Source organism: Verrucomicrobiota bacterium, assembly GCA_016871495.1.
Classification (GTDB): domain Bacteria; phylum Verrucomicrobiota; class Verrucomicrobiia; order Limisphaerales; family VHDF01; genus VHDF01.
Genome location: VHDF01000004.1, coordinates 39,384 through 65,752 on the forward strand (window position 1 = coordinate 39,384; position 26,369 = coordinate 65,752).

A 26,369-nucleotide genomic window follows, 5' to 3' on the forward strand; every position below is an offset into this window, starting at 1 on the left:
AATCACGGCTGGCCGACGCAATAAATCTTCTGCAATGTCCGAATAAACAGCTTCCCGTGCGCCGCAATGATCGATGCCCGGGATTCGTTTTCGCCTGGGTCACCCATGGGGACGGTGGCTAGAATGGATCCTTTCTCGGCGTCCACCACCGTCACTTCACTCGCAAAATTCATGATGTAGATCTTGCCGTCGGCGGCCAGGGGCGAGGCCTCGTATTTCGACCGTCCCGGCGTTTCCAACGTCCATTTGATTTTCCCGGTCGCCGGCTCCACGCGACTCAGGCTGCGGCGCTGGTCCCCCAGGATGATGAAATCGCCGCCGTAAAACGCCGGCGTGGGCACGTCACTGCTCAGTGTGCGCTGCTCGGCGCTGGTCCAAGCCAGCCCGGAATCTGGAACCGCGCCGTGAGCTCCCGCTTTCACGGCGTAGATGGGAGAACCCTTGGGGGCACACGCCAGGATGACGCCGGCCCCGGCGATCGGCGAAGGGACGAGCCGCCAGTGACCAATCTTGGTCGGATTCCAAGTGCCCCATCGCCACAACTCCTTGCCCGTCTCCGGATCGTGGCCCGAAACACAATCACCCCCCGTAATGAGCAGTTCCTTCCGGCCTTGGTACGTCCAGGGCATCGGGGTGGAGAAAGACTCCAAGGACTCCGCGACGGCCTCGCTGGGTCGAACATGTCTCCAAAGCGTCTTTCCCGTTTGAGGATCCAGAGCGAGCAGGAACGATTCGGCTCCCGGCTTCCCCTTGCCATGAACGGGTTGATTGCGTTGCAAAACCTGCTGATAAATTTTGCCACCGCTGATCACAGGGGAACTGGAAAAGGTCCATTGAAACGCGAAATCGCCATAGTCAGCCTGGAGGTTGCGCCGCCAATACTCCTCCCCCTGAAGTCCGAAACAGACCATCTCGCCATTGCCGAAGAAAAAGACCACCCGTTCACCGTCCGTGGCGGGCGAAGGCGACGCGAAATTGCTGCGTTCGTCCCGGGAATATCCATCAATCACCTTCTTGGACCAGCGCTCCTTCCCGGTCTTGCGATCCAAGGCCATGGCTCGCAACTCGCGCGCGTTCTTGTCGGCCGTGGTCACGAACAAGGTGTCCCCCCACACCACCGGCGTGGAAGCCGAGGGTCCGGGCAAGACGGCGGTCCAGACCACGTTCTCGGTCTTCGAGAATTGACTTGGCAATCCCTTTTCGGAGGTGGAACCGTTGAATTCGGGTCCTCGCCATTGCGGCCAGTTTGCCGCGGCGGCGGCGGTGGACACGGCGAGCGCGCCGCAGAGGGCCGCGCTTCTTTTCAAAATGCTTTGTGTAGAAAGGCCCATAACGATCGGCTGGGGTGTTGTGCGTCGATCCTAAGCAAATCCTTGGCGGCCCGAAAATCAAAAAGAACGCGCGAGATCCGTTCCGGCGCATCCCGATGTTGCCGGTGATGCAGGTAGGGCGCGTCCGTCCCGGCGCGCCGCCGGAGCATGATTTTTTGCATCCAGTGGGCGGCGGGCTGGGACAGGCCCGCCCTACCAACAACATCGGGATACACGGGATCCGTTCACCGCAGGACGACGCCCATCCCCGGAGCTTCGACATATTCTGCCTCATGGCCTTCAGACTGTTCGCCGTTCTTCAGACACCGCGCTTTGAGGTGAATTCGTCCGTCAGGCAAGAATTCCATCACGGTTCGCACCTCGGTAATGCCCCGAGGATGGCCCATGACCTCTTCCGTCGTCATGATCTTGTCCTTCGCCATGACCAGGACTCCACGCGCGAAAAACCCCGCCGTGGTGAAGTAGTACGATTCCAACCGCAGGGTCTTGACGTTCCAGACAATCGTGGTTTCTCCACCATACTCGCCTTGGTTGACCGAATGCACCACCCGGATCGCATGACCGTTGAGGATGCGTTCCCAGCGCACGACATCGACGATCGGCTTTTCGCCGGGTCCGCCCTTGAATTCGCCTCGCCACGTCTTGCCGACCAAACGTTTCAGCGGATCCAGAGGGGGGGCCAAACTTCGTTCCGGCTCAGCCGCAGCCAGATCGCTGAAGCCGCAAAAAAGAATGACCAGCAGAATCGCCGGTCGTGGGGAATAGCCGGCGAAGGCACCTCGAATGAAGAAAAAGTTCATGGCGAATTCCGCGGCACTCAAATGATCAGGTCCAGGCGACGACCACAAGACATCCACCGCATGCCCGGCAGTGTAGCCCCGCCCTGCCCTTTGCCAAGCCACAGTCCCGAGGAGAAAGGCCTGAAGAAGGCCGTCCGCTTTGATCATCCCAGCGAACTGTCGCGGAGAGCTTTTGTGTACCCCAGTCCCAAGTGGTTTTGGGGAAACGCCTCAATCCACGGGTAACACGCAGCAAGGCATGTCTGGACGACGCCTGGAGGTGCGATGGACAGGTTCGCATCATCGACATTCCATCGATCACGCCCACGACGGCGGGCCGTTCTAAATCCGCGCTTCTTTCAGCCGCGCGAACCCCCTTTCGCGACCCCGTCGGAATTCTTACGCGCGGATTTAGGGAAACGAAGGAAACCTTGACAAGATCGTACTCCCTATTTCTGGCCAGGAATCCCCACTCCCCGCCAAACCCATGCCCAACCAGGGCATGGAGTCCATTGGGGGGGCGGCCCAAACCTGCATTTCTTATGAACATGAAACGAAAGATCCTCGTTCTGACCTTGGCTGCTTTGATCGCTGACACCCGTTGCCGCTTGGCTGCAGAAGACGTGGTATCGATTCAAACGGGCTCTCATGTGGTGGGAACGGGCGACAAGGCGTGGCATTACTTGATCCTCGAAGGCGAGGATTACAACAGCAAGCTCGGGGAAAACCTGGCGGCGGGATTTACCCGGGTGGACAACAGCGCCGGGAGAACCAACGCCCTGGGCAACCCCGTGCTCGGCAAAGACACGACGGCTTCCAAGAAAGGCGCGCTCTTTACCCAGACAACCTTTGGCCAGCACACGGACAAGGTGACCTACAAGGTGCAATTTGCGAAGGCCGGGACGTATTACCTCTACATGCGGTTTACGTTGTTCGAGAACGGAGGGAACCCGGCGAATTACTTGAACGAAGACTCGTTCTATGTCCCGCCGGATTTTGGGAAAGATCCCCAGACGGACTGGCCGTTAAGCGACCGTGGAGGTTATACCGAGGGGTGTTGTGACGGCGGCTTCTTGACGATCCGCGAGAAAGGATTGGATCCCGTGACCCGGAACGCGGGAGACGACGCGGGGCGGGCGTATTGGGAGGGCAATTTTCATTGGAACGAACTCTCCTCGAGCCAGTTCTTGAACGCGGAAACCCAGGGTCAACCCCGTCTGCGCTTCCGCTATGAAGTCAAGGCGGACCAGGTGGGCAAGCCTTTGGATTTTACGATCTCTTATCGCGAAGGCGGGGTGACGGTGGATCTCTTCCTGTTCAGCACCAATCCCGATCTCATGAGCCAATTCACTCATGGGGAACTCGATCAGACCCTTTTAGGAGGCGTGGCCGCTCCAAGTCTGGTGGCGGCAAAATCCGGGAACAACGTCCGAATACTATGGCCGGGGTCCACCCAAGGATATGTGCTGGAATCCTCGTCCGCCGTCGCAGGGGCACCTTGGACCGCGGTGACTACCGTTCCTCAAACGTCGGGTGATCAGCAAGTGGTGACTGTGGATGGCTCGAGTGGAGTGAGATTCTACCGGCTCCGGAAGCCTTGAGGAGAAGGAAAGGACCGGGATCGAGATGTTGACTTGAGGCGGAGACCACTGTGAGGCGCCCGAAGAAGCCGTGGGCTCGACGATCAAGAGTATCTCTGACCCTCCGGAGTTCTGACCACGGAAAACCGACTTGTTGAATCGGCACCGGTCCCGTGTATCCCGATGTTGGTGGTAGGGCGGGCCTGTCCCAGCCCGCCGCCCGCTGGATGCAAAACATCATGCTCCGGCGGCGCGCCGGGACGGACGCGCCCTACCTGCATCACCGGCAACATCGGGATGCACCGGCACCGGTCTCCGCTCAATTTTCCACCTTGCCAGGCGAACCGGAGACGCTACTCTCCCGTCCGCCTGGAAGCCGTGAGTGCGGTTTTCAATGAGGCTGAGAAAAGTCGTTCAACCAACAACCTAACCTCAACCCTCCGTTGCCTACGCAACGTTTGGTCCCGTTAGGGCAATGGAGTCTTCAAAGGGACCCTCGTCCCCCCAAAGCCTCCCGTCGTTACCGTTCATCATCATTCCGTTATGCTGACCATGGAAGAAGCCTTGCGGCAGAGCAATATGCGCTTTGCCGCCGGCGAAATCGTCAAAGGCACCGTCATCGAACTTCGTCCCAAAGAAGTTCTGGTGGACATCGGTTACAAGAGCGAAGGATCCATCCCCGGTTCCGAATTCGCGGACATCAAGACCGTCAAGCTTGGAGACCAAGTGGATGTCCTGATCGAGAAACTTGAGGACAAGGAAGGCATGGTCGTCCTGTCCAAGGAAAAGGCGGAATTCAAACAGAACTGGGAGAAAATCCTCACCATTTGCAATGAAGGCGGCACCATCAACGGCAAGGTCAAGGCGGTGGTCAAAGGAGGCTTGATCGTCAATATCGGGGTCGAGGCTTTCCTGCCCGCTTCCCAAATCGACATCGTTCCGCCCCGCAATCTGAACGGCTTCGTCGGCAACACCTACGCTTTCAAGGTCGTCAAGATCAACCAAGAGCGGCAAAATATCGTCCTCTCCCGCCGGGAACTCATTGAGCAGGAACGCAACGAACGACGTCTCAAGCTTCTCTCGGAGATGACCCCGGGCGATATTCGCAAGGGCACCGTCAAGAACATCACCGACTTCGGCGCTTTCATTGACCTCAACGGTCTTGACGGCCTTCTTCACATCACCGACATGTCCTGGGGCCGGATCGGCCACCCCTCGGAAATGCTCAAGGTCGGGCAGGAAATCGACGTCGTCGTGCTCGATATCAACCGGGAGAAGGAACGCGTCAGCCTCGGTCTCAAGCAAAAGTTGGCCAACCCCTGGGACAGCATCGAGTCCAAGTATCCCATCGGAACCCGCGTCAAAGGCAAGATCGTCAACCTGGTTCCCTACGGCGCATTCGTCGAACTCGAACCGGGTGTCGAAGGACTCGTCCACGTCACCGAACTCTCCTGGACCAAGCGCATCGCCAAGCCTTCGGACGTGCTCAAGCAGGAACAAGAGGTCGAAGCGGTGGTGCTCGGCATCAACCGGGATGAGCAAAAGATCTCCCTCGGCATCCGCCAACTGGAGACCAATCCTTGGGACAAAGCCCTCGAAAAATATCCCCACAACACCAAGGTCAAAGGCAAGGTCCGCAACCTCACCAGTTACGGCGCCTTCATCGAACTCGAAGAAGGCCTCGACGGCATGGTTCATGTGTCCGACATTTCCTGGACCCGCAAGATCAACCATCCCTCGGAAGTGCTGAAGAAGGGCGACGAGGTCGAGGTGATGGTGCTCGAAATCGACAAGGCGAACCAGCGCATTTCAGTCGGCATCAAACAGCTCAGCGAAGATCCCTGGAAGAACATCGACCAGTTCTACAAAGTGGGCGATCTGGTCTCGGGCAAGGTCACCAAACTCGCCAGTTTCGGCGCGTTCGTCGGCCTCCAGCACGACATCGATGGCTTGGTTCACATCTCCCAGGTCAGCGAGGAGCGCGTGGACAAAATCAAGAACGTGCTCAAGGTCGGCCAGGATGTGAATGCCCGCGTCATCAAGATCGACAAAGGCGACCGCCGCATCGGCCTGTCCATCAAAGCGGCGAACTACTCGCCCGAGCAACTCAAAGCCGAGCAAGCCATGTTGGATTCCCTCAAGCCGGGTGAAGACCTCGTGGCCCTGCAACACGCCTTCGACGCGGCGGACGATGCCCGCGAAAAGGACGTCAAGGGCCCCGAGTAGTCTCACTCGACCACGCCACTTCCTTCCACAAGGCGGACTCTCCGGAGTCCGCCTTTTTCGTGCCCGATTCAACCTCCCGACTAACTTGATGCTTAAGTGACTCACCATTCCGCACCCCGGCCCGGCGGAGTTCTTTTGCTGGAAACGGCAATGGATCAGCATCGACATCCAAGGCCCTGCGTGCGTCTCCCACCTTCGACACCGCTTGTTCAACCACTCACTCATCCCTCCACGTGACAAACGCGGATCCGTCCCGTTAAGGTGGACGCCAGCCGCCATTCCAGTCTTGAGCCTGCACCATGCCTTTGTTTCGAACCTCCCTTCAAACCGCCTGCCTCCTCATTCACCCGGTGCGCCAGTCGTCCGCGTTCCTGTCCATGGGCCGGGTCATGACCACGGGGCTCCCGGGGTCCACCCATCGACCTCCGAAACGCTTTTCCCTCGGAACCTTGCTCGTGGCTCTCGCCTTGCTGGCGGCGTGCGTGGCGCAAGCTCAAGCCCCCCGAGCCCAGCGGGAGCGGTTTCGCAAGAGCCCCCAGCCCAACATCATTCTCATCGTGGCGGACGATTTGGGCTACGGTGATCTCGGCTGCTACGGCCAAACCCGAATCAAGACCCCCAACCTCGATCGCCTCGCGGCGGAAGGCATGCGCTTCACCCAGTTTTACGCGGGGGCCGCGGATTCCACCCCCTCCCGAGCCGCGCTCATGACCGGACTGCACACGGGCCACGGACGCATTCGCGGCAACAAGCCCATCGCGCTCGCGCAGGAGGACACCACCCTCGCCGAAGTCCTGCGCGCGGTGGGATACAAGACCTGCGCTCTGGGCAAGTGGGGCCTGGGATCCGCCGGTTCGACCGGCATGCCCACGAAACAGGGATTCATCGATTGGTTCGGATACCTCGATGACGTTCACTCGCAAAACTACTACCCCACGTCACTCTGGCGCAATGAACGCACCTTCACCTTGCGAGGCAACCTTTATGGAAAACGCACGGAATACTCCCACGATTGGTTCACGAAGGCTTCGTTGAATTACATCCGCCAACAGGAAATCGAATCTTTCTTTCTCTACATCGCCTACACGCTGCCGCAGGCCAACCAGGAACGCCAGAAGGCCGTTCGAGACGGCCTGGAAGTTCCCAACGACCATCCTTACACCAAGGAACCTTGGCCCCAAGCGGAGAAGAACAAGGCCGCGATGATCACCCGACTCGATCAGGATGTCGGACGCATCCTGAACGCCGTTCGCACCACGCGACTCGACGAACATACCCTGATCTTGTTCACCAGCGACAACGGACCGCACGAGGACGGCGGCAACAAGACGGCTTTCTTTCGCAGCGCAGGTCCGCTGCGCGGGATCAAGCGCGACCTTTACGAGGGCGGCATCCGCGTACCCATGATCGCGCGCTGGACAGGCAAGATCCCCGAGGGGATCGTCAGCGATCAAGTCTGGGCCATGTGGGATTTGCTGCCGACTTTGGCTGACATTGCCGGGGCCAAGCCGCCGGAGAAACTCGACGGCCTCTCCATGGTCCCCGCCCTGCTCGGAAAAGAACAGAGCGAGCAACACGAATTCCTCTACTGGGAATCCCACGAACCTGGCTTCCAGCAGGCCATCCGCTTCAAAGAATGGAAGGGCATGCGAACCGCGCCGGGCAAGGACCTTGAGCTCTACCATCTCGTTCGGGATCCGGGCGAAACAAACAACGTGGCCGCCAGTCAACAGGAGATCACCATGAAGCTGTCGGATCTGCTCAAATCAGCCCGCCGGGAATCCCCCGATTGGCCGCTAACTTCGACCAGCCCTTCGCCGAAATGAGCTTCGCGATTTAGGAAGCGTGCAACAATGACTTCAGATTTTCAACGGGCTGCGACAGGTCGAAGGACGACACCGCCGCGCTCCGGGGCAAAATGAGAACGACTGCGAAAGAGATAGAACAAAATACTTAGGGGCAGACATGTCGAGCACCTCAGGAATCCCAACGGGATTCCGCCCCGAAGCCCAAGGTTGCGAGGAACGAGCGACCTTGGGTCACAGTTCGCAAATACAAACCAATCCCAACGGGGTTGTGACGAAACCCCATTTCCGTTTGGCGGAACCGCTTCTGCTGTGACGTGGATGGACCCTATGAACGGCGTGCCTCAAAGCACGAGGATCGATCGTCCGCGCCTTGCCAGGGAAGGATTGGAGTTTCGGCTCGGATTCGCTTAGAAGTTGATCGTGGTTTGCACGTAGAACCAATCGGCGTCTTTCGCTCCCCCCGAGGCGGCCTTCGACTGGTTGATGTAACCCTCCGCAAAAAAGTGTCCATATCCACCTCGGAGGGTAAACCACTTGTTGGGCGTATACGTGGCGTCCAAATCCAACTCCGTGCCCAAGAACTTGTCGTAACTGGAATTCCTGCCGTAGCCGCTCCCCAATCGCCCTGCGCCTTGCTGTGGATAAAACAGATCGCGATCGTCCACGAGGCAAAACGCGTGGTAATCCAAACTCACCAGCAGGGTCTTTTCCGGCCTGAACGAGAAGCCCACCTTGGGATTGTGAACGTTGCGCCAGCCGATCAAATCCATGTATCCGTAATGCTTGTGATTGGTCGCAAACAAGTTGTCCAAGGTGCGATTCTTTCCGTCCGTGGGATCGGCATCCCCGGAAGCGTAGTTGTACTCGAAGTGCACGCGTGGCTTGGTCTGCTCCCGGGCCCAGGTATATCCCACATTGACACTTCCCGCGCACGCTTCGTGATCAACCCTCGTGCCCCCAACGTTAATGCTCCCCAGTTGATAAACGAATTCCGCGGTGTAATCCCATGCCCCCAACTTTCCTGGCAAAGATTTAAACCGAGTCCCGAAGGAATAGATGTCACGTGCGCTGCCAGCGCTGCTGTTTTGCGGCATGCCCGGCGCCGTCCCGCGCACACCCGCCGCCGCCGTTCCCGCGGACGCGTTCCGTGAAAGGACGTAGATCTCCGTCGCTTGAATGGGAATGATTTTCGAGCAGGAACCGTAAATTCCACTAAACCAATCGTAGTCGTCCGCGACATTGAACTGGTGGTTGTCCACGAGCACTTGACGCCCGCCGAACACGTCGAACCACTGGGCCTCGGACTCGTAACGCAGCTTCGCCGCATCAAACACCCTTCCCACATTGATCCAGTCCCCGGCACCGATCAAACGCTCGTCCCCGTAGCTCATTTCCTGGCGCCCGATTTTGGCCGCGACCGGAAACTTTTCGAAATCCCCCAGGCGAACGTAGGCCTGGTGCAAGTCAAACTGATCCGCCCCCGGATTGACCGGCGACGCCTCCCCGCTGCTCGAACTATCCCGGCCCTCCAGATACACACTCAGCCAGGACACCGGGGTGTAGCCGATATGAAGCTTCTCGCGGAGGAGGAAGAAGTCGTCGTCGTTGTCCACGCCGGCGCCTTGAAAATCCAAACTCGGAAGCGCGGGTCCTGCGTTGTTGAAATTTTCGTATCGAAACCGGAACTGCCCCCCAATGTCCCAGGCCTTGAAGGACGCGTTTTCGCCTCGCAGCCACTCGTTGAAAACGCTTGGGGAAGTTTGCGCAGGCCCACGCTGAGGGGGCGCCGCCGCCTGAACCACCGAAGCCGCCGCCACCGCCATCCAACTGCCGACCATCCAAGGATTCGTTTTCATAGTTTGATTCGTTCCATCCGCAAGCGAAGAATTAGCGAGCCAGTTCTACTCCCAAAATGCAGACGTCGTCCTGAAAAACCGACGAAACGCCAAAATTTCTGACGGAATTGACAACTTGTGGCAAGAGCTCCTGCAAAGGGAGCAGCCTCAACTCCCCGACGATACGGGCAAGATCCTCGTGCTCGAACATCACCCCATTGGGACCTTCCACCTCGAACAAACCGTCTGTGAAAAGCAGCAAGCGGTCCCCCGGAAAGATCGATTGTTGCTGCGTCAAATAGACTGACCCCTCAAAAAGCCCCAATGCGCCCGGACCCTTTTGATCCGGTGAGCCTACTTTCTGCACGGTGGCTCCCGTCCCCGGCACATACAGTGGCTTTGGGTGCGCCGCAGAAGACCAGCGCATCTCCTGGCGCTTCAAGTCGAGCACCGCCATGAAAGCCGTGGTGAACAGGATGCTTCCGGTGGGTTGCAGAATGCCCCGCAGGTCCCGGTTGAGGTGCGTGAGAACCCCTCCCGGATCTCCCGCCTCTCCCTTCAATTCCTCCACCAACGCCCGGATCATGGCCGTCACCAAAGAAGACCGAACCCCATGACCCATCACATCGCAAATAAAGATCGCGACTTGAGTGTCTGAGATGGGCAGCACATTGAAAAAATCACCCCCTAGCGTTCCCGAAGGGAGATAACAATGGGCAAAACGAAAACGCGAAGCCGAGGGCTCCACACCGCGAGGAAATACGGGATACTGCGACGGCATCATGGCCTGCTGGATCTCCATGGCCATCCTCAGATCCTGCTCCAACTGATCGTTCTTCGCTCGCAGTTCCTCCCGGCTCGCCGCCAGTTCCCGCACGGCCAGACGCTCCCGCTCCTCCGCGAGCTTCTTTTCCGTAATATCCCAAAAAATGCCCTGCAACCCGATGATGCGGCCTTGCGCGTTATAGAGCGGCGTCTTGACCACCTGCACATACAGCTTACCGCCCTCCGGAGGCTGATGCTCCTCGATGACTTCCAAAGATTTGCCCGTCTCCAAAATAATCCGATCGTCGCGCTGGTACTTTTCCGCGAGCTCGGGAGGGAAAAAATCGAAATCCGTCCGCCCCAAAATCTCCTCCAAGGGTTTGCCCAGAGTGAGACAAAAACGCTGGTTGGCAAACGTGAAACGCTCGGATAAATCCTTGCGGAAGATGTTCTGCGGCAGCGTCTCCACCAGCGAGTGATACAGGGTTTCCGAATTGCGCAGCTTTTCTTCGGCGTGCTTCCTCGTCGTGATGTCCTCCACCGTCCCCTCGTAGTAAAGCACTTGCCCGTTCCGTCCACGAATGGCCCGCACGTTCTCCGAAATCCAGATCACACTCCCATCCTTGCGATAGATCTGGGATTCAAAACCATTCACCACGTCGCTCTGCTCCATGAGCCTGACGAAATCGCCCCGGCGCTGGGGATCCACATACAAACGCGAAGCGATGTCCGTGATGTGCGCCATCAAGTCCTCAGGCGATTCGTACCCGTAAATGCGCGCCAAGGCCGGATTGGCCGACAAAAAATGCCCGTCCGACGTGGTCTGAAAAATGCCCTCCACAATGTTGTCCCAAATGCGGTGGTACTTTTCCTCCGACCGGATCAACGCCAGTTCCGAGTGCTTTCGTCCGATCGAGTACTGAATCGATCGGGAGAGCAGGGCCGAGTCCAGTTGCTCCTTCGACAAGCAATCCTGCGCGCCGCCACCCAACAAGCCGATGGCACCTTCCAATTGAGCCGCCGACCCCAACACGATGATGGGGATCTGGGCCGCCAAATCATCCAACCGCCGAATGCCCGACAATCCATTCAGACCAGGATGATCCAAATCGGCCAGCAACACGTGCCAGCCGGGCGAGGCCAGACGTGCCTCGGCTTCCTCCATGTTCGCAGCCACCGCGACGGCGTACTTCGGCTTCACCCGCTCGTGCAGCCATTCGCTCACCCGGCGCGACAACCCTTCCTCGCCTTGAAGCATCAACACACGGATGCCGTCGCCCAGCAGCACCTCGAGATTCGAATCGTGATTGGACATGACCTTTCCCGCATTTCACTTCGGAATTTCCAATTTTCAATTCCCAATTCTACATTTCGGACATGAACGACTCCGGACCGACGACTCCCCCGAAGGCTGCTTCTCGCCGGGGCACGGACTCGCGGGTCGCCAATCGATTCTCCCCTCTTCATCTCGAACCGGATCCCGAAGCCGAATCCCCGCCTGACGCCCCAGCCACTCAGTTTCTGCCAGACCACTCGGCCACGGTCATCAGCCGCAACGACAGCCCCGACCTCGGTTTCGAGGTCAGCTTGAATCCCTATCGCGGCTGCGAGCATGGATGCGCCTACTGTTACGCGCGGCCCACCCATGAGTATCTGGGCTTTTCCGCCGGACTCGATTTCGAGTCGAAAATCATGTTCAAGCCGCGCGCTCCGGAGTTGCTGGCTCGCGAACTGTGCGCGCCAGGCTGGCAGCCCAAGTGGATGGCGTTGAGCGGGGTCACCGACCCTTACCAACCGGTGGAGAGCCGGATGACCATCACTCGCCGCTGTTTGGAAGTGCTGGCGGAATTCCGGCAACCCGTCACCATTGTGACCAAAAACCAACTGGTCGCGCGGGACATCGACCTCTTGGCAATACTCGCGGAATACCACGCCATTTCGGTTTATGTCAGCATCACCACCCTCGACCCCGGACTTCGCTCGCGGCTCGAACCTCGCACTTCGCCGCCCGCAGGACGACTGGCGGCCATCCGCGCGCTTCGCAAGGCAGGCATTCCCGTCGGGGTGCTGACCGCTCCCATCATCCCCGGATTGAACGACTCCGAAATCCCCGCCATCCTCAACGCGGCGGCCGAAGCCGGCGCTTCCTTCGCATCCTACACCCTCCTCCGCCTCCCCCTCGCGGTGAAACCCATTTTTCTCGAATGGCTCGACCGCGCGGCGCCTCTCGGAAAGAACAAGATTCTGGCCAACCTCCGCGATGTCCGCGATGGACACTTGAATTCCAGCGAGTTTGGAGAACGCATGCGAGGAACAGGTCCCGCCGCACAACGCCTCCGCGACTGGTTCCGCATCTCGCGGACTCGCTCGGGACTTGCCCCTCGCGGACCCGAACTCTCCTCCGCATCCTTTCAGGTCCCTCCGCGAGTGCTCAAATCGCTCCGGGAATCCAAAGGCCAGTTGGAACTTTTCTAGGACTCATCGTGCGCCTCTTCGACGCCCACAATCACCTCCAGGACGATCGACTGGCGCCCCATCGTGACGCCATCATTCGCGAAACACGCGCCGCCGGAGTTCAAGCCATGGTGGTCAATGGTTCATGCGAGAAAGATTGGCCGCTCGTCGCCCGCTTGGCCCAAGAGAATTCGGGATGGGTTCTCCCGTCGTTTGGATATCATCCGTGGTCCATCCACGAGAGAACTCCGGAATGGAAGGCCGTGCTCCAGCAGCAACTGGAGTCCACGCCTGGAGGAATCGGCGAAATCGGACTGGATCGCTGGAAAACCGGGCTCGACTATGCCGGACAAGAACCGGTCTTCCTTGAACAACTGGCGCTCGCCGCCGACCGCGAACTGCCGGCTTCCATCCATTGTCTTCAAGCCTGGGGACGACTGCTGGAACTCTTGCGGCAGGGCCCGGTCCCGCGACCGGGATTTCTCCTCCATTCCTATGGAGGACCGGTGGAAATGATTCCCGCCCTCGTCAAACTGGGAGCTTACTTTTCGTTTCCCGGCTACTTCATGCACGAACGCAAAGCGCGGCAGCGGGCGGCATTTCAAGTCGTGCCTGCGGACCGGTTATTGATCGAAACGGATGCGCCAGACCAGCCGTTGCCTGAGGATCGAATTCGATTCCGCCTGGAACCCGTCGCGGGTGGGCGAACTCCCAATCATCCGGCGAACTTGGCGGCGGTGGCGGAGTTCCTCGCGGGGTGGCTGGGCCAGGATCTCGCGATTCTTTGCTCGCAACTTGAAGAGAATTTCTGTCGATTGTTCGGAACGCTTTTCAAAAGTCATCCACCAAGGATCGAACGGGTGGAGTGAAACGAGTCGAACCGCTCCAGGAACGGAACCAAAAGCAGGAGAAAAACCAAGCCTGACGAGAACGGGACCAAGCCAGCCCAGAAGATCCGACATGGACCTGAACCTAAGCGCCGATCAGGATGGGACCGTCAAGGCAGGCAGACTCAAGCCGTGTCCACGGCTTGATCGTCGGTTGGCATCTTGTTGACTTGTCCGTCATCTGAAAACGCGTCGTGAACAAGGAACCTTTCAAACGCAAACTGCTGGATCTCGCGTTTTCAAACCACGGCTCTCAGTGGCTCAGGTTCCTTCGCGCCCATCGATGGAAGCCCGAACCGATGCGCCGGGTACATGCTTATGGAGTCGGACTTCCGCGTCCCGGCACTCATTCCATCGCCGGATTGTTGGGACGGTCCCTGAGGTCCGAACACGAACCTCTGGCGGCGACGACGCTCCGGGAAATCCGGTTATGGCAACAGGGGAAACGCACGGATGAAACACACCGAACCTTTCTCCTCCTTCGAGACCGCCATCTGGGGTTTGAGGTGGAGGCTTCCCACTTCTTGGTTTATTCGACCCCGATGCTGGCGGAATTGTTCCCGCGGGCGAGGTTCGTGTTCACGGTGAGGGAACCCGCGAGTTGGCTGGATTCGGAAATGACCCAGAATTTAGTGACCGACGCCTTGCCGGGCCGGGAATGGCGGGAATACGAAGAGCACCGTTACAGTGGCCGGGTGCGCCCGGGCGAAACGCCTGTTCTGCCCGCCAACGCGCGGCTATTCCCGCTGCAGGCTTATCTACGATACTGGGTTGATCACTGCGACCGCATCCTGAAGGCGGTGCCACCCGATCGCTTGCTGCTGGTCTTCACGCACGAACTGACACAAAGAGTGGACGAAGTGGCAAGGTTCGTTGGCGTCGCCCCGGACACCCTGGACCTTTCATCCAAGCAGTTGGACAGCAATGAAAAGCGACGACGCGGAGACGCGGCGCAGGAGTTCGGACGGGATCGTGTGGTGCAAGGCATTCGCGAAATCTGCCTGCCCTGGATTCAAGCCCAACTCCCGGCCCTGATCCCGGCCTTGGCGGAACGCGGAGTCGCTTAGCCCGCCTATTTCACGCACGAGACGCCCGGTGAGGACACCGGGCCTCCAAACAGAGAGGCCGTCGCGATTATAGGCCGCGTGCCCTCACGCGGCACGCTTTCCCGAATTCAAGCTCGAGTGTGAAATAGGCGGGTTGGCGCCTGCATCCACCCTCTCAATACAACCCAGCAATGGAGCTGGCCATATTCCGGGAGGTCGAGCCCATGCCAAAGGTTCGGGCCGACTTTTCCAAGCGACCGACAATGGCCTCAAATTCGGCCAGACTCAATGGACGCGTGGCGAGAATGAGGGCGGAAACGCGCCAAAGATAGTCATGCAGAGATCCGAGACTCTTGCCGTCGGGCCGTTTGCGCAACGCGACGAAAATCTCTTCCAGCTCGGCGTCTCGGGGCGGCTTCACGACCCGTGTGTACTGCGTCAGGTGTTGGTCGAAGATGGAGAACTCCATCAAATAGGCCGAGGGGTAGTCTCTTAGCTCAGGAGGCTTCGCCTCCCCGCGGCATAACTCCCGGAGTGGCGGCGCATTCCACAACTTGACGTCCTCGCCATGGACAAAAGGAATTTGAGATCGTGCAAAGCCACTCGGCTCGACCGAAGCGTCCTCGGACTGCATCACCGGAATGAGGAAGTTCGTCGAAGGCTCACTGGCCGTGCCAAGTCCCTTCGAAAATTCGAGAAAGGACGGAATGTATCGGTCGGGATCGTAAAAGCTCTTTGCACGGTGAGTCACGCCTTGGTCTCGACCGTTCCGCCCCAGACTTCAAGCAGGAAATGAGAGATCCAAACTGCGGGCGCCAGGGCCAACTGAAATCCTCGGAGCGAGGAGCCGACCCACTGCGGACCGGACTCGAACCGGCAGGCCGACGGCAGATTTTTGGCGGGCTATACAATGCAACGATGCCGGGGCGAACAGCCGCACACCGGGATGACGGGGGGTCGGTCAGAAAAGACGGTGTTCCGATCGGAACCTCATTTGTGTCCGTGCCGCCGCGATGACCCGCAACCGCCCACGCCGATTCGCACCTGCACTCGGTTCGAATCCTTTCATCCGCGTCTCCGTGTATCCCGATGTTGTTGGTAGGGCGGGCCTGTTCCAGCCCGCCGCCCACGGGATGCAAAACATCATGCTCCGGCGGCGCGCCGGGACGGACGCGCCCTACCTGCATCACCGGCAACATCGGCAACATCGGGATACACCGTCCGCGTTTCCGAAGCAGCTTCATCGCTTGAGTAAATCACGACGTTGGGCATGATGACCGGCATGATCCGCGATTCCGATTCCTCCCGACGAAGTTTCATTCAACGCGTCAGCGCAGCATCCGCCGCATCGATCATCCCGTCACCCGCGTGGAGCGGGTCCAAGCCCGGCTTCCGCATCGCGCCCTTCCGCTTCCCGGTGACGCCTCCCGTGGGACACCCGCTTTGCGGTGGCTGGATTGCCCCGGTGGCAGCCATCGAGGACGATCTGGAAGCGGTGGGATTCGTTCTCCTCGGCGCATCGGACCCCATTGTCGTGTGTGCGGTGGACTGGACCGGTTTGCTTAACGACGCGTATCAGGTCTGGAGGTCTGCATTGGCAGAGGCGGCTGGCACCACGCCGGACCGGGTAGCGGTCCAGTGTGTGCATCAACACGACGCGCCTTTCGTCTGCCTGGCCGGGCAGAGGTTGCTCGATGAAGCCCGCAGCGGGCTGAGCGTCGTCGCTCTCGATTTTTTTCACCGGTGTCTATCCGCGGGTCGTGCCGCGGTACGCGAGGCGTTGCCCAAAGCCCGCCCCGTGACGCACGTGGGATTCGGATCCGCGGTGGTGGACCGCATCGCGAGCAACCGTAGGGTCGATCAAGGTCCCGATGGCAAAGTTCGCAAAATGCGAGGCAGCTCCTGCCGCGATGCGGACTTGATCGCCATGCCTGAAGGCCTGATAGATCCCCTCTTGAGGACGGTCGCGTTTTTCGAGGAAGACCGAAAGATCGCGGCGTGCCATTATTACGCGACCCATCCGATGAGCCATTATGGGCAGGGCCGAGTCAGTTCGGATTTTGCCGGGCTCGCCCGCAAGCGACTGCAAGCGGAGGAACCTGACTGCCACCACATCTACTTCACGGGGTGTGCCGGCAATCTGGCGGCCGGGAAATACAACGACGGCTCGCCCGCCGCGCGAATTCAGCTCACTCAGCGACTGTTCGAGGCCTTGAAATCCTCGCAGTCGGCCATGCCACGAAGCCCGCTCGATCGAGTGCGCTGGCGCACCCATCGGTTCCGCCCTGAAGCTCCGCCTCAGCCCGCCATGGACGAACTCCGTGCCATCGTCCGGAAGACCGATGCTTCCCGGGTGGACCGCATCCGTTCCGCCATGCGGCTCGCCTACACGGAGCGGTTGCGAAATCACGCACCGATCCTGCTCACCGCCTTGGAACTCAATGAAGGCTCCATCCTTCACCTGCCTTCCGAATGTTTCGTCGAGTATCAACTTCGCGCCCAATCGATGCGCCGGGGCCAATTCGTCGCCTCGGCAGCCTACGGTGATGGAGGCCCCTGGTATATTCCCACCCGTGACGAATATCCTCGCGGCGGTTATGAAGTTTCCATGGCTTTCAGCGCCGACAGCATTGATGCCCTGCTGACGGCCGGAATCAAGGATCTGCTGAGCACCTGAAGTTTCCTGGAGCGCACCCCTCGGAAAGACCGCCTTTTCCATTGCCTCCCCCGCTCGCCACGGGCTAATCCTTGGCTATGCACTCGACACGACTTGCCTCCCGTCTTTTCCTCCTGCTCTCGGGCCTCCTGACACTGATCCAACCGCAAGCCGCCGAGAAGTTCGAGTCGGTGCTGACTCCCGATCCGTTGATGGGCAACTACGAAGGCACCTGGACGGCGCCGGACGGCAAATTCAAACTCAGCGCCCAGGTGCGATCGCTGGGATCAGGACAATACGACGGCTTCCTGCTCCTCATCCGTGACAAAAACCATGTCGCCGCGGTGCAACTGAAGTCGGGCGGTGCCAACGAATCCGGGGCTGTGAAAATTTCCGGCCTGTCGCTGCCGGCAAAACCCGGCGGCGAGTTGCAGCCCAAGGTAACCGTGGAAGCCCGCCTCCGAGACGGAATCTTCGAAGGCACGTTCTCGGGCGACTTGGGACAGGGCCATTTTCGCGGAGACAAAATCGTCCGGCAACCGGACAGCTTGGGAGCCAGGCCGCCTTCGGACGCGATTGTCTTGTTCGACGGCAAGGACACCAGCAGGTTTACCAATTTCAACTGGAAGGTCCTGGGGGACGGAGCCATGGAAGTCGGGGGCAACAACATTGTGACTTCCGAGAAATTGGGGAGTTTCAAGCTTCACCTGGAATTCAAGACGCCGTTCATGCCCAAAGCCCGCGGCCAGGCCCGCGGTAACAGCGGAGTGTATCTCCAATCCATTTACGAAGTGCAGGTGCTCGACTCTTTCGGTTTGCTGCCTTTGCAAATCAACGACTGCAGCAGCATCTATGGAGTGAAAGCGGCCAGCGGCAATGCCTGTTTGCCCCCTTTGCAATGGCAGACATATGACATCACCTTTCGCGAAGGCAAAGCGGGAGCTCCGCCTGCCATCACCGTCGTTCACAACGGTGTGACCGTTGTCGATCAAGCCCCGGTACCCTCCCAACTCGTGGGCAAGGGCGGCGGTGGAGGCATCCCCCACGGCGGCTTCTTGATGCTCCAGAATCACGGTGATCCCGTACAATACCGTAACATCTGGGCAGTACGGCTCGGGGATCTGTAACGGCGGCTTCCTCCACAACCTTTCCCCAGGGTCAGCGTCGATTCGCACCGGCTGCCTCATTTCCCTCCCATGGTCAGGAATTTTGTTCACGCGTCGCGGAGGCGGTCCGCCTCGCAATTCCTCTGGTTCGTCGGCCTGGTGTTCGCCGTGGCACCCTTGCTGAGAGCCCAGTTCTCAGCGCTTCCCTTGCGTGTTTTCTCCGAAAACGTGCAGATGGGCGCCGAACCCCGCACCACGTTGGTCCTCGGCCGCGACGGCATGCTTTACGGAGCCACCCTGCTGGCGGGTGGCACGCTCAAAGGCACGCTTTTTCGCATGCGGACGGACGGAGGCGATTATCGTATCCTTCACCGATTCACCTCGACCGAGCCGGATCTTGGCTCGAGTCCCTACGGGCGGCTGCTCGAAGCCGGGGACGGGCATTTCTACGGCACCACCTACGAGGGAGGGCCCGCTAATCGTGGTGTCATTTATCGACTGGAACGCGGGACCTGGGTTTTCACCGTCTTGCACGCTTTCACGGGCGGAACCAACGACGCCGCCAAACCCTACGGAGGTTTGGTCGAGGGCAGTGACGGCGCACTCTACGGGACCACATTCCTGGGTGGCGCGTCCAACCGAGGATCCTTTTTCAGGATTCGCAAGGACGGCACGGGCTTCGCGGCGCTCAAGCATTTCAGCGATGCGCCGGGCGACGCGTCGCAGCCCACATCGACATTGCTCAAGGGTTCCGACGGGCGATTCTACGGCACTTCCTATCTTGGCGGCGCGTCCAGCATTGGAACGGTGTTCCGCATCCAAGAGGATGGTTCGGGCTTCACTCTTCTGCAAAGTTTCACCGGACAAGGCGGGGATGGATCCTATCCGTTCGGCGGCTTGATCGAAGGGGTCGATGGATTGCTCTACGGCACGACCTCCGCGGGCGGCCAGAGTCAGTTTGGAACCCTTTTCAAGCTGGGAAAGGATGGTTCCGGCTACACCTTGTTGCATCGCTTCAACACTCTGGAGGCGGGTGGACATCAGCCCTACGGCGAGCTCTTCCAGGCCAGGAGCGGATTGTTGTATGGCACCACTGCGTTCGGGGGGACCAACGATCAAGGGACGGTGTTTCAAATTGCCACCAACGGCACTTCTTACATCATTCACCGGCGCTTTCAGGGCGGACTCGCTGATGGCGCCGTTTCTTACGCGGGGCTGGCGCAAGATGCAGACGGATGGTTGCACGGCGTCGCCGTGACCGGAGGATCCGTCGACTCGGGCCTGGCGTTTCGAATGCGGCCTGATGGTTCGGGTTATTCGATCTCGCATCAATTCGCCGGCACCGAGGGGGAAGCAGCGAGCCCCTACACCGCCCTGATCGAGGGGCGGGACGGAATCCTTTACGGAACGACCTTCCAAGGCGGCCACACCAATTTGGGCACCATTTTCCGAGTCAATCGAGACGGTGGAGATTACCGCATCTTGCACAGCTTCAGCGGTCCGGATGGGTCACAGCCCTACGCTGGGGTCATCGAAACCCGGGACGGATTCCTGTTCGGTGCCGCCGGGGGCGGAGGTCAGCGCAACGCGGGAACCCTTTTTCGACTCCACAAGGATGGATCGGGATTCGCGGTCTTGAAACATTTCGAGGGCACCGTCCAGGACGGCATGATCCCTTTCGGGCGGTTGCTCGAAGCCGACGACGGCATGATCTATGGCACCACCTCGGGCGACGTGGGCACTGCAAACTACGGCACTTTGTTCAGGCTGCGCCCGGACGGTTCAGCCTACCAGGTATTGCGAACGTTCTCCGGCACCGGAGGCGGCGGAACACAGCCGTTCGGCGGTCTCGTGCAGGGACCAGGCGGCTGGCTCTATGGCACCACCGCCTACCGGGATGCCACCAATAACGGGACGATCTTTCGTGTAGGCAAAGACGGATCCGGCTTCAGCACCCTTCATGCCTTTGGAGATCGTCCGGAGGATGGAACCTTTCCGTTCCACGGACTCACTCTGGCTTCCGACGGCTTCCTCTATGGCACCACGTTTTCGGGAGGTTTGACCCAGCACGGCACGATTTTTCGGATCCGCCCCAGCAGCGACAATTACGAAGTGCTGCACCGCTTCCGCGGGGGGCCGGTCGATGGATCACTCCCCTCTGCGAACGCAGGCTTGGTCGAGGGCAAGGATGGGGCGCTCTACGGAGTGACTTACAGCGGAGGAGTATCCAATCTCGGAACCGTTTACCGCCTGGCCAAGGGCGGTGGACCGGTGTCCATCCTTACGCATTTCACGGGCAACACGAGAGCCGGAGCTCAGCCCTATGGTGGGCTGACGATCGCTCGGGACGGTTTGATCTATGGCACGACGCATAGCGGCGCGGCCGGATGCGGAGCTTTGTTTGTGCTGGGGCCGGAAGCCACGCTGGCGTTTTCGCCACCGTCAAACGTCAGGTTGCTTGGACCGAACGGTCGGCGATTCTCCCTGCAGACCTCGGAAGATTTATCGAATCCGAACGGTTGGCGCTCCCTGAGCGAACTCACCATCATTGAGGGAGTCGCCCTTTACTCGGACCCCGCGGCGAACGGTATCTCCCAGCGATTCTATCGCGCCGTGTGGAAACCGTGAGAAGCAGGGCGGGTCGCAAAGAAGAGCGACTCGCCAATTACTTACGCTTGCATGGTTGGGAAACGCGGACGATCAAGTCGCCGCCATGCGGGGCAGCCAGGAAACTCCTGACCGCGCAACCCGGATGAAGTTTCCCGGGTCGATCCGGTTTCAGTTTTCGCCCAGCAAACGTTCAAGACCATTCACGAGCCGGTCGAAAGCTTCGCCCGCTTCCCTTGTTTCGAGCGCGCCGTAAGCCACTCTGAGCGCGCACTCTTTCTCCAGTCCGAACGCGCTTCCCGGAATCACCGCCACCCCCGCCTGCTCGACGAGCCGCTCCACGCAAGCCATGGAGGAACGGGTGCCAGGAAGCCGGACCATCACATAAAATGCCCCTTCGGGTTCGTTGAATTCCAGCTTCCCCTCCAGCCGCCGCAGCTTCTGCCGTAAAAGCGATCGATTCCCGGCAATCATCTGTGAACGCGCCTCGCAGTACGCTCGTCCCGCCCGCAGCGCCCCGAGGGCGGCCAACTGCGACACCGCCGGCGCGCAAATGAGCAGGGTATCCTGAATCTTTCGCACAGGTTCAAGCAGATCCGCGGGCATGGTCATGAATCCAATGCGCCAACTCGCGAAGCCATACGCTTTGGAAAGGGAATAGAGCGAAATCGTGTGATCCTCTGCCCCTTCGAATCCCCCCGGGGAAACCACCTTCATGCCATCCCAGGCGAAATACTCGTAGGCCTCGTCGTGGATATGGAACAACCCCTTCTCCCGACAGAGTTCATTCACCGCACGCAATTCCTCCTCGCGGTACACCGCACCCGTGGGATTGTTCGGGGAAACGGTCACGATGGCCCGCGTCTTCGGAGTGACCAGAGCTCGCAGGCGATCCGGCAGCAAGTGATAATCCGGTCCCGTGGGCGCGAGCACCGGACGCGCATGGGCCATGACAATAGCCATCTCGTGGTTGAAGTAGTAAGGAAGTGGAAGGATGACTTCATCGCCCTCGTCCGCCACCGCCAGAATGGCGTTGTAAAACGCAAGGTTTCCTCCCGCGGTCACCACCAACCGGCTCCGTTTCCCGGTTTCAAGGCCGTTTTCATGGCGCAATTTGGCCGCCCACGCGTCCACCAACGCGGGCATGCCCGTCACCGGTTTGTATTTATGGATGTCTGGAGCGAGCAACCCCTCCCGCATCGCCGCTTCCGCTTCAGGCGGAGGCCCGTAGTAAACCACGCCTTGCCCAAGTGAAATGGTGCCAGGATGACGCCGAATCAGATCCGCCACCACCGGAATGACCGGTGTCTGCACGCGGCTCATCCGAGGGGAGCGGCCGCGCTCGTCGCCGAGTTCACTCATGGGAAAGGATTCGGAAGAGCGGAAGCCAGCTTTGGTCCGGCAAAGCCCGTCAAGGAGATCGCCCCTTGGTATTCGAGGGGTTCGGCGCAGCGGGGGGCTTGTTGGTGCCCGCCGCTGCGGGATTCGGTGTCCAGGTGATCCCAAAATGGTTGACCAATTGTCGCGCCGTATCGTTCGTGGCCGACATTTGCACCAAGTCGCGAGAGAAAAGCTCCAGACGGGGTTCGATCTGGCTTTGAAGCAGACGAGCCTCCGGCAGCATGGCCACCTGCCGCTTTTGCGCTTGAAGCATTTCGCCGCGCTGCCCAATCAGATTCAACGTTTGCAGGACATTGGCAACGAGCAGCGAAATGAGAACTGCCATCAAACCGAGGAATGGGGTCGCGGGCGTCTCGTGGCCGTGGGAGGCGTGGGAAGTCGGTTCCATGAGGGCAGGTGAGATCAGCGCCGGGAGGGCGCGTTGGTGGGATCCGCCAGAATGAATTTGTGCTGAATCAACAACCGCTTCAAGGAAGGATCGCGCTCCGCTCCCCGCATCGTCTGGCCCACAAGATTGTTCATCGTGTTTTGGACCGATTGCGCCCTTTGAATTTCCGTTTGCGACTCGGCGAGTTGCCGGTTCAACCTGCCGTTCAGCGTCGCCAGAATCAGGTTGCTGAACACCACGGCGGCGCAGGCGACTCCCAAAACGTTGAAGAGATTGGTTTGTTTACGCGACATCATGTCCAGAGGCGAACGATTGTTTGGTGCGAACAGCGCGGCCTAGTTTAGGGGTGATGCCCGCGCGCCGTCACGCCCCATTTCCGCGCTTGAATTCCAAGGCTCCTTGGCCTGAACTGAAGCCCGCGCTTGGGCTCACCTATACCAAACCCAGTGGAGGCGTTTGTTTCGGGCTTCACTGCCTTCTTTGTACGATTCCCGATCGGCGTGGTCCTCATGATGACCGCCTTCGCCGCGTACTGTCGTTGGGATGGGCTCCAGGGACGTTGTTCTTGGTCTTCGCCTGGGCCGAACACGGCTTTTGGGTTTTGGCAGGGTTGATTTCCCTCTGCCTGATGCTGCTCTTTTTCTACCTGTTCGTTCAGGACATCAACGCGTTCGGCAGTTTGGGAGCCATGGTGCTGAGCGCGGCGATTTACTACATCCCGATAGGTCTCGAGGAAAAAACATGGGCCCGGGGCATTGCCATCAACGGCGCCATCCTGACCGTGCTCTGGCTCGCCCCCGTATGATGGGAGCGCAGAGCGCTCGCCGCGTTGGAACGAGCGGATCAAATCCACGAGGAATAGGTCACTCCCATCGGAGCCTTTCCGTCCAAACAGACCTTCGCATCATTCGCCGCGTCAGCCTTTCATCGACGCCCCCACGAAGGTGTAATCGTAAGGTTTTCGCATCGCGCGCGCCATCCACACGTTGGATTCCTTGGCGCCCTCGCCCACAAACCGTTCCTTGCCGGGATCCCACTGCAGTTTCCGTCCTGAACGCAAAGCGATGACGATCAAGTGTCCGACCACCGCCGACCGATGTCCCGCCTCGACCGATGCAATCGGTGTCTTGCGAGAGCGAACGCACTCGAAGAAATTGGCCATGTGATCCTGGCTGATTTCCAGCCGAGCCGCCGTGCTCGGCAACGGGGTCTCGATGATCTCGTCCCGGCTCGCTCGTAAATCCGAACGATTCACCCAAATCCAACCGTCGGTGCCGACGAATCTCAGACCGTTGCGCTGTCCATCGGGCTTGATGATGCCGCCAAAAGGCGTGTCATCAGGCGTCGTCCTCACCATTTGAGTAACCCCATGGGCCCAGCCCAAGGTGGCTTCGAATTCCGTCGGAGTGGTGTAGCCCGACGGCAGGGACGGAGTCGTCACGCGCGCTTCGATGCTGAGCGGACCGTCCTGACCAATCGCCCAGAGCGCAATGTCATTGTGATGCGCGCCCCAATCCGTGACGGGTCCACCCGCGTAATCCCACCACCAGCGAAAGGTGCTATGGCAGCGTTCTTTGAAGTAAGGGGCCTGCGGAGCCTGCCCCAGCCAAAAGTCGTAATTGAAATGGGCCGGCGGGGTCTGCTGAACAAAGGGACCCGCGCGAATTCCGGCGGGGACAAAGACATGAACCTCCTTCAACCTGCCCAGTCGGCCATTCCTGACCAACTCGCAAGCGAGCCGGAACTTCTTGTCGCTCCGCTGTTGAGTGCCGGTTTGAAAGACCACGCCGTTTCGTCGAACGGCACGGACCAGCCGCTTTCCTTCGTCGATGGTCAAGGTCAGGGGCTTTTCTCCATAAACATCTTTCTTGGCAAGTGCGCCGCCCAAATTGACCAGGGTGTGCCAATGATCGGGGGTGGCCTGCACCACGATATGAATGTCGTCGCGCTCCAACGCCTTCCGGAAATCCTCGTAGAGGGCGGGTTTCTTCCCATCGACCGCGAACGGTTTCGCCGCCGCTTCCGCGTGCTCGCGGTCCACATCACAAATCGCGAGGATTTCGCCGAAACGACTCGCGTTCTTGGCGTCCGCCCGCCCCATGCCTCCACACCCCACCACGGCAATGCCTGGACGGTCGTTGGGTGAGAGTCGGCGTGGAGCGGGGGCCGCCGCCAGGTCCTGCTCAATAAACCAGCGAGGCAGCCCGGTCGCCGCCGAAACCGCGGCGCAGGTGGAGAAAAATCGACGGCGCGAAATCTGAAAGGGCGTTTGCATCAACGAAGCAAACGCCGGTGAGCCTTCGCGGTCAAGCGCCGGACGGCACGTTCAACGGCGGCGGCGAATCCGTGCCTGTGCTAATCCAAGCTCCGAGGCCGATTCACGCCTCCACCAGAACATCATCCCCACCAGCGCCAATCCCCCAACCCAGCCGGAATGGCCGTCCGGCACCGACGCGGGCGATGCCTCAAGTCGGAACATGGTCGAAATCAACTTCGATGTCCGAAGCCGGATGAAGCGGGTCAATCTGATTAAGATTCACCAGCCGAATGCCCAGGTGTTGCCCCGCCAGCACGGTCGTTCCAGTCGTAAAAGAGACCGTGCTCGTTCGCCACTGTCCGTTGGGAATCGCCCCGGCCAAACTGTTGTTGTCGGAGGCCAATACCGTTCCTCCCGCCATGAGATCCACCCGATAACCCGGGAAACCTTCCAGGTTGAAAAACACTCCGGTACGCGATCTGGCCGAGTCGATATTCCCAATCTCGACCTGAAGGGTATAGGTCGTTTCCGGCTCCAACATGCTGGCCAGCGTCTGGACGAATCCATACTCTGATTGGCCGCCGGTGGAGGCAAAATTGAACGCGATGCCTACCCGCTGGCCATGCGCCGCGCCATGATCGAACCCCTCATATACCCCCGGGTTTCCGATGGGATCCAGTTCTGGAAACAGGGTCCCAATGTAGTAATTGGGTCCATCGCCAGAACTCGTGATATTGGCCGGGTCGTAAAGATTCCACCCGTTGAGCGCGCCAAAGGTGAATTCGTGAATGACGAACTCGCCGGAGATATCCTCAAAACTTGGATTCACCACTGGAACAGAGGCCCCCAACAGCGCGCTCGCGCCCAGGGGCAGCAAACTCGCGATCAGAAACCGGTGATGGGTCAATTTCTTGGAGCTGGAAGCACAGCGATTCATAGCGACTCGGCTCTGAAGCATCTGTCATGCCGAACCTCGCTCGCCACCACGCTACCGTGAGGCCAGCTTGGCCAACCCTGTGGAATTGGTTTCCTCACCAGCCATGCTCATTTTGGGGAGCGCGGCTGTGTCGAAGACCAGCCGCAGCGCGCGGACAGATCGGAAGATTCCAGATTTTTCAACGTGCTGCGGCTGGTCGAAAGACGACCAGCCGCGCTCCGGGGCAAAATGAGAACTCCTGTTTCTGCACAGTAACTCATTGAATCCTAATCCCCACAATGCCACCTTCCAACGCATCCCGATGCT

At 59.6% G+C, this 26,369-nt stretch carries 21 protein-coding genes; 10 read left to right on the plus strand and 11 right to left on the minus strand.

Translation table 11 applies throughout. From position 1 onward, the window contains the following. Nucleotides 1–2: 2 nt before the first annotated feature. Nucleotides 3–1,331 carry a hypothetical protein gene (locus FJ404_01810; protein MBM3821618.1) on the minus strand — a complete coding sequence of 443 codons (1,329 nt, stop codon included), beginning with the start codon at nucleotides 1,329–1,331 and terminating at the stop codon, nucleotides 3–5. A gap of 224 nt (nucleotides 1,332–1,555) precedes the next feature. After that, nucleotides 1,556–2,278: a hypothetical protein gene (locus FJ404_01815; protein ID MBM3821619.1), complete on the minus strand. Its 723-nt coding sequence runs from the start codon at nucleotides 2,276–2,278 to the stop codon at nucleotides 1,556–1,558. A 380-nt stretch (nucleotides 2,279–2,658) separates the two neighbouring features. Here FJ404_01815 and FJ404_01820 point away from each other — a divergent pair, with 380 nt between their 5' ends. Continuing rightward, nucleotides 2,659–3,711, plus strand: coding sequence for a hypothetical protein (locus FJ404_01820; GenBank protein ID MBM3821620.1), 1,053 nt, complete (start codon nucleotides 2,659–2,661; stop codon nucleotides 3,709–3,711). A gap of 83 nt (nucleotides 3,712–3,794) precedes the next feature. On the opposite strand, the gene FJ404_01825 is transcribed toward FJ404_01820, so the two are convergent. Then, a complete protein-coding gene (locus tag FJ404_01825) occupies nucleotides 3,795–3,983 on the minus strand; it encodes a hypothetical protein (protein MBM3821621.1) in 189 nt (62 codons plus the stop codon). Between the two features lie 250 nt (nucleotides 3,984–4,233). Between FJ404_01825 and rpsA the strand changes: the two genes are divergently transcribed. Further along, nucleotides 4,234–5,916 (plus strand): 30S ribosomal protein S1, encoded by a 1,683-nt coding sequence (gene rpsA / locus FJ404_01830; protein MBM3821622.1) that lies wholly within the window; start codon nucleotides 4,234–4,236, stop codon nucleotides 5,914–5,916. 299 nt (nucleotides 5,917–6,215) lie between these two features. Then, on the plus strand, nucleotides 6,216–7,742 hold the full coding sequence (locus tag FJ404_01835; GenBank protein MBM3821623.1) for an arylsulfatase: 1,527 nt from the start codon (nucleotides 6,216–6,218) through the stop codon (nucleotides 7,740–7,742). A 389-nt stretch (nucleotides 7,743–8,131) separates the two neighbouring features. Here FJ404_01835 and FJ404_01840 read toward each other — a convergent pair whose 3' ends face one another. Together FJ404_01840 and FJ404_01845 are read right to left on the minus strand one after the other, a co-directional pair. Then, nucleotides 8,132–9,580: a hypothetical protein gene (locus FJ404_01840; protein ID MBM3821624.1), complete on the minus strand. Its 1,449-nt coding sequence runs from the start codon at nucleotides 9,578–9,580 to the stop codon at nucleotides 8,132–8,134. A gap of 31 nt (nucleotides 9,581–9,611) precedes the next feature. Continuing rightward, nucleotides 9,612–11,639 carry a PAS domain S-box protein gene (locus FJ404_01845; protein ID MBM3821625.1) on the minus strand — a complete coding sequence of 676 codons (2,028 nt, stop codon included), beginning with the start codon at nucleotides 11,637–11,639 and terminating at the stop codon, nucleotides 9,612–9,614. 62 nt (nucleotides 11,640–11,701) lie between these two features. Between FJ404_01845 and FJ404_01850 the strand changes: the two genes are divergently transcribed. The 3 genes from FJ404_01850 (at nucleotide 11,702) to FJ404_01860 (ending at nucleotide 14,732) form a co-directional block, all read left to right on the plus strand. Continuing rightward, the gene (locus FJ404_01850; protein MBM3821626.1) at nucleotides 11,702–12,799 is read left to right on the plus strand and encodes a PA0069 family radical SAM protein; all 1,098 of its coding nucleotides are present in this window, start codon (nucleotides 11,702–11,704) and stop codon (nucleotides 12,797–12,799) included. A 5-nt stretch (nucleotides 12,800–12,804) separates the two neighbouring features. Further along, on the plus strand, nucleotides 12,805–13,647 hold the full coding sequence (locus tag FJ404_01855) for a TatD family deoxyribonuclease (protein MBM3821627.1): 843 nt from the start codon (nucleotides 12,805–12,807) through the stop codon (nucleotides 13,645–13,647). Nucleotides 13,648–13,964: 317 nt separating this feature from the next. Further along, on the plus strand, nucleotides 13,965–14,732 hold the full coding sequence (locus tag FJ404_01860) for a hypothetical protein (protein ID MBM3821628.1): 768 nt from the start codon (nucleotides 13,965–13,967) through the stop codon (nucleotides 14,730–14,732). A gap of 154 nt (nucleotides 14,733–14,886) precedes the next feature. Here the strand turns inward: FJ404_01860 and FJ404_01865 are convergent, their stop codons facing one another. Further along, nucleotides 14,887–15,462, minus strand: coding sequence for a hypothetical protein (locus FJ404_01865; GenBank protein ID MBM3821629.1), 576 nt, complete (start codon nucleotides 15,460–15,462; stop codon nucleotides 14,887–14,889). A 519-nt stretch (nucleotides 15,463–15,981) separates the two neighbouring features. Between FJ404_01865 and FJ404_01870 the strand changes: the two genes are divergently transcribed. The 3 genes from FJ404_01870 to FJ404_01880 all read left to right on the plus strand — a co-directional run bounded on the left by FJ404_01870 (nucleotide 15,982) and on the right by FJ404_01880 (nucleotide 21,101). Further along, nucleotides 15,982–17,388: a hypothetical protein gene (locus FJ404_01870; protein MBM3821630.1), complete on the plus strand. Its 1,407-nt coding sequence runs from the start codon at nucleotides 15,982–15,984 to the stop codon at nucleotides 17,386–17,388. Nucleotides 17,389–17,915: 527 nt separating this feature from the next. Continuing rightward, entirely contained in the window at nucleotides 17,916–18,494 is a 579-nt protein-coding gene (locus tag FJ404_01875; protein MBM3821631.1) for a DUF1080 domain-containing protein, read from the plus strand. A 69-nt stretch (nucleotides 18,495–18,563) separates the two neighbouring features. After that, nucleotides 18,564–21,101, plus strand: a complete 2,538-nt coding sequence (locus FJ404_01880) for a hypothetical protein (protein MBM3821632.1) — start codon at nucleotides 18,564–18,566, stop codon at nucleotides 21,099–21,101. A gap of 150 nt (nucleotides 21,102–21,251) precedes the next feature. Here the strand turns inward: FJ404_01880 and FJ404_01885 are convergent, their stop codons facing one another. The 3 genes from FJ404_01885 to FJ404_01895 form a co-directional block, all read right to left on the minus strand. After that, a complete protein-coding gene (locus FJ404_01885) occupies nucleotides 21,252–22,403 on the minus strand; it encodes a pyridoxal phosphate-dependent aminotransferase (protein MBM3821633.1) in 1,152 nt (383 codons plus the stop codon). 88 nt (nucleotides 22,404–22,491) lie between these two features. Further along, nucleotides 22,492–22,869, minus strand: a complete 378-nt coding sequence (locus FJ404_01890; protein MBM3821634.1) for a hypothetical protein — start codon at nucleotides 22,867–22,869, stop codon at nucleotides 22,492–22,494. 14 nt (nucleotides 22,870–22,883) lie between these two features. Then, nucleotides 22,884–23,165 carry a hypothetical protein gene (locus FJ404_01895; GenBank protein ID MBM3821635.1) on the minus strand — a complete coding sequence of 94 codons (282 nt, stop codon included), beginning with the start codon at nucleotides 23,163–23,165 and terminating at the stop codon, nucleotides 22,884–22,886. A gap of 86 nt (nucleotides 23,166–23,251) precedes the next feature. On the opposite strand from FJ404_01895, the gene FJ404_01900 reads away from it, so the two are divergent. Beyond that, nucleotides 23,252–23,674: a hypothetical protein gene (locus tag FJ404_01900; GenBank protein MBM3821636.1), complete on the plus strand. Its 423-nt coding sequence runs from the start codon at nucleotides 23,252–23,254 to the stop codon at nucleotides 23,672–23,674. 111 nt (nucleotides 23,675–23,785) lie between these two features. Here FJ404_01900 and FJ404_01905 read toward each other — a convergent pair whose 3' ends face one another. Together FJ404_01905 and FJ404_01910 are read right to left on the minus strand one after the other, a co-directional pair. Further along, entirely contained in the window at nucleotides 23,786–25,144 is a 1,359-nt protein-coding gene (locus FJ404_01905; GenBank protein MBM3821637.1) for a Gfo/Idh/MocA family oxidoreductase, read from the minus strand. 190 nt (nucleotides 25,145–25,334) lie between these two features. Continuing rightward, nucleotides 25,335–26,063 carry a hypothetical protein gene (locus FJ404_01910; GenBank protein ID MBM3821638.1) on the minus strand — a complete coding sequence of 243 codons (729 nt, stop codon included), beginning with the start codon at nucleotides 26,061–26,063 and terminating at the stop codon, nucleotides 25,335–25,337. Nucleotides 26,064–26,369 lie beyond the last annotated feature (306 nt).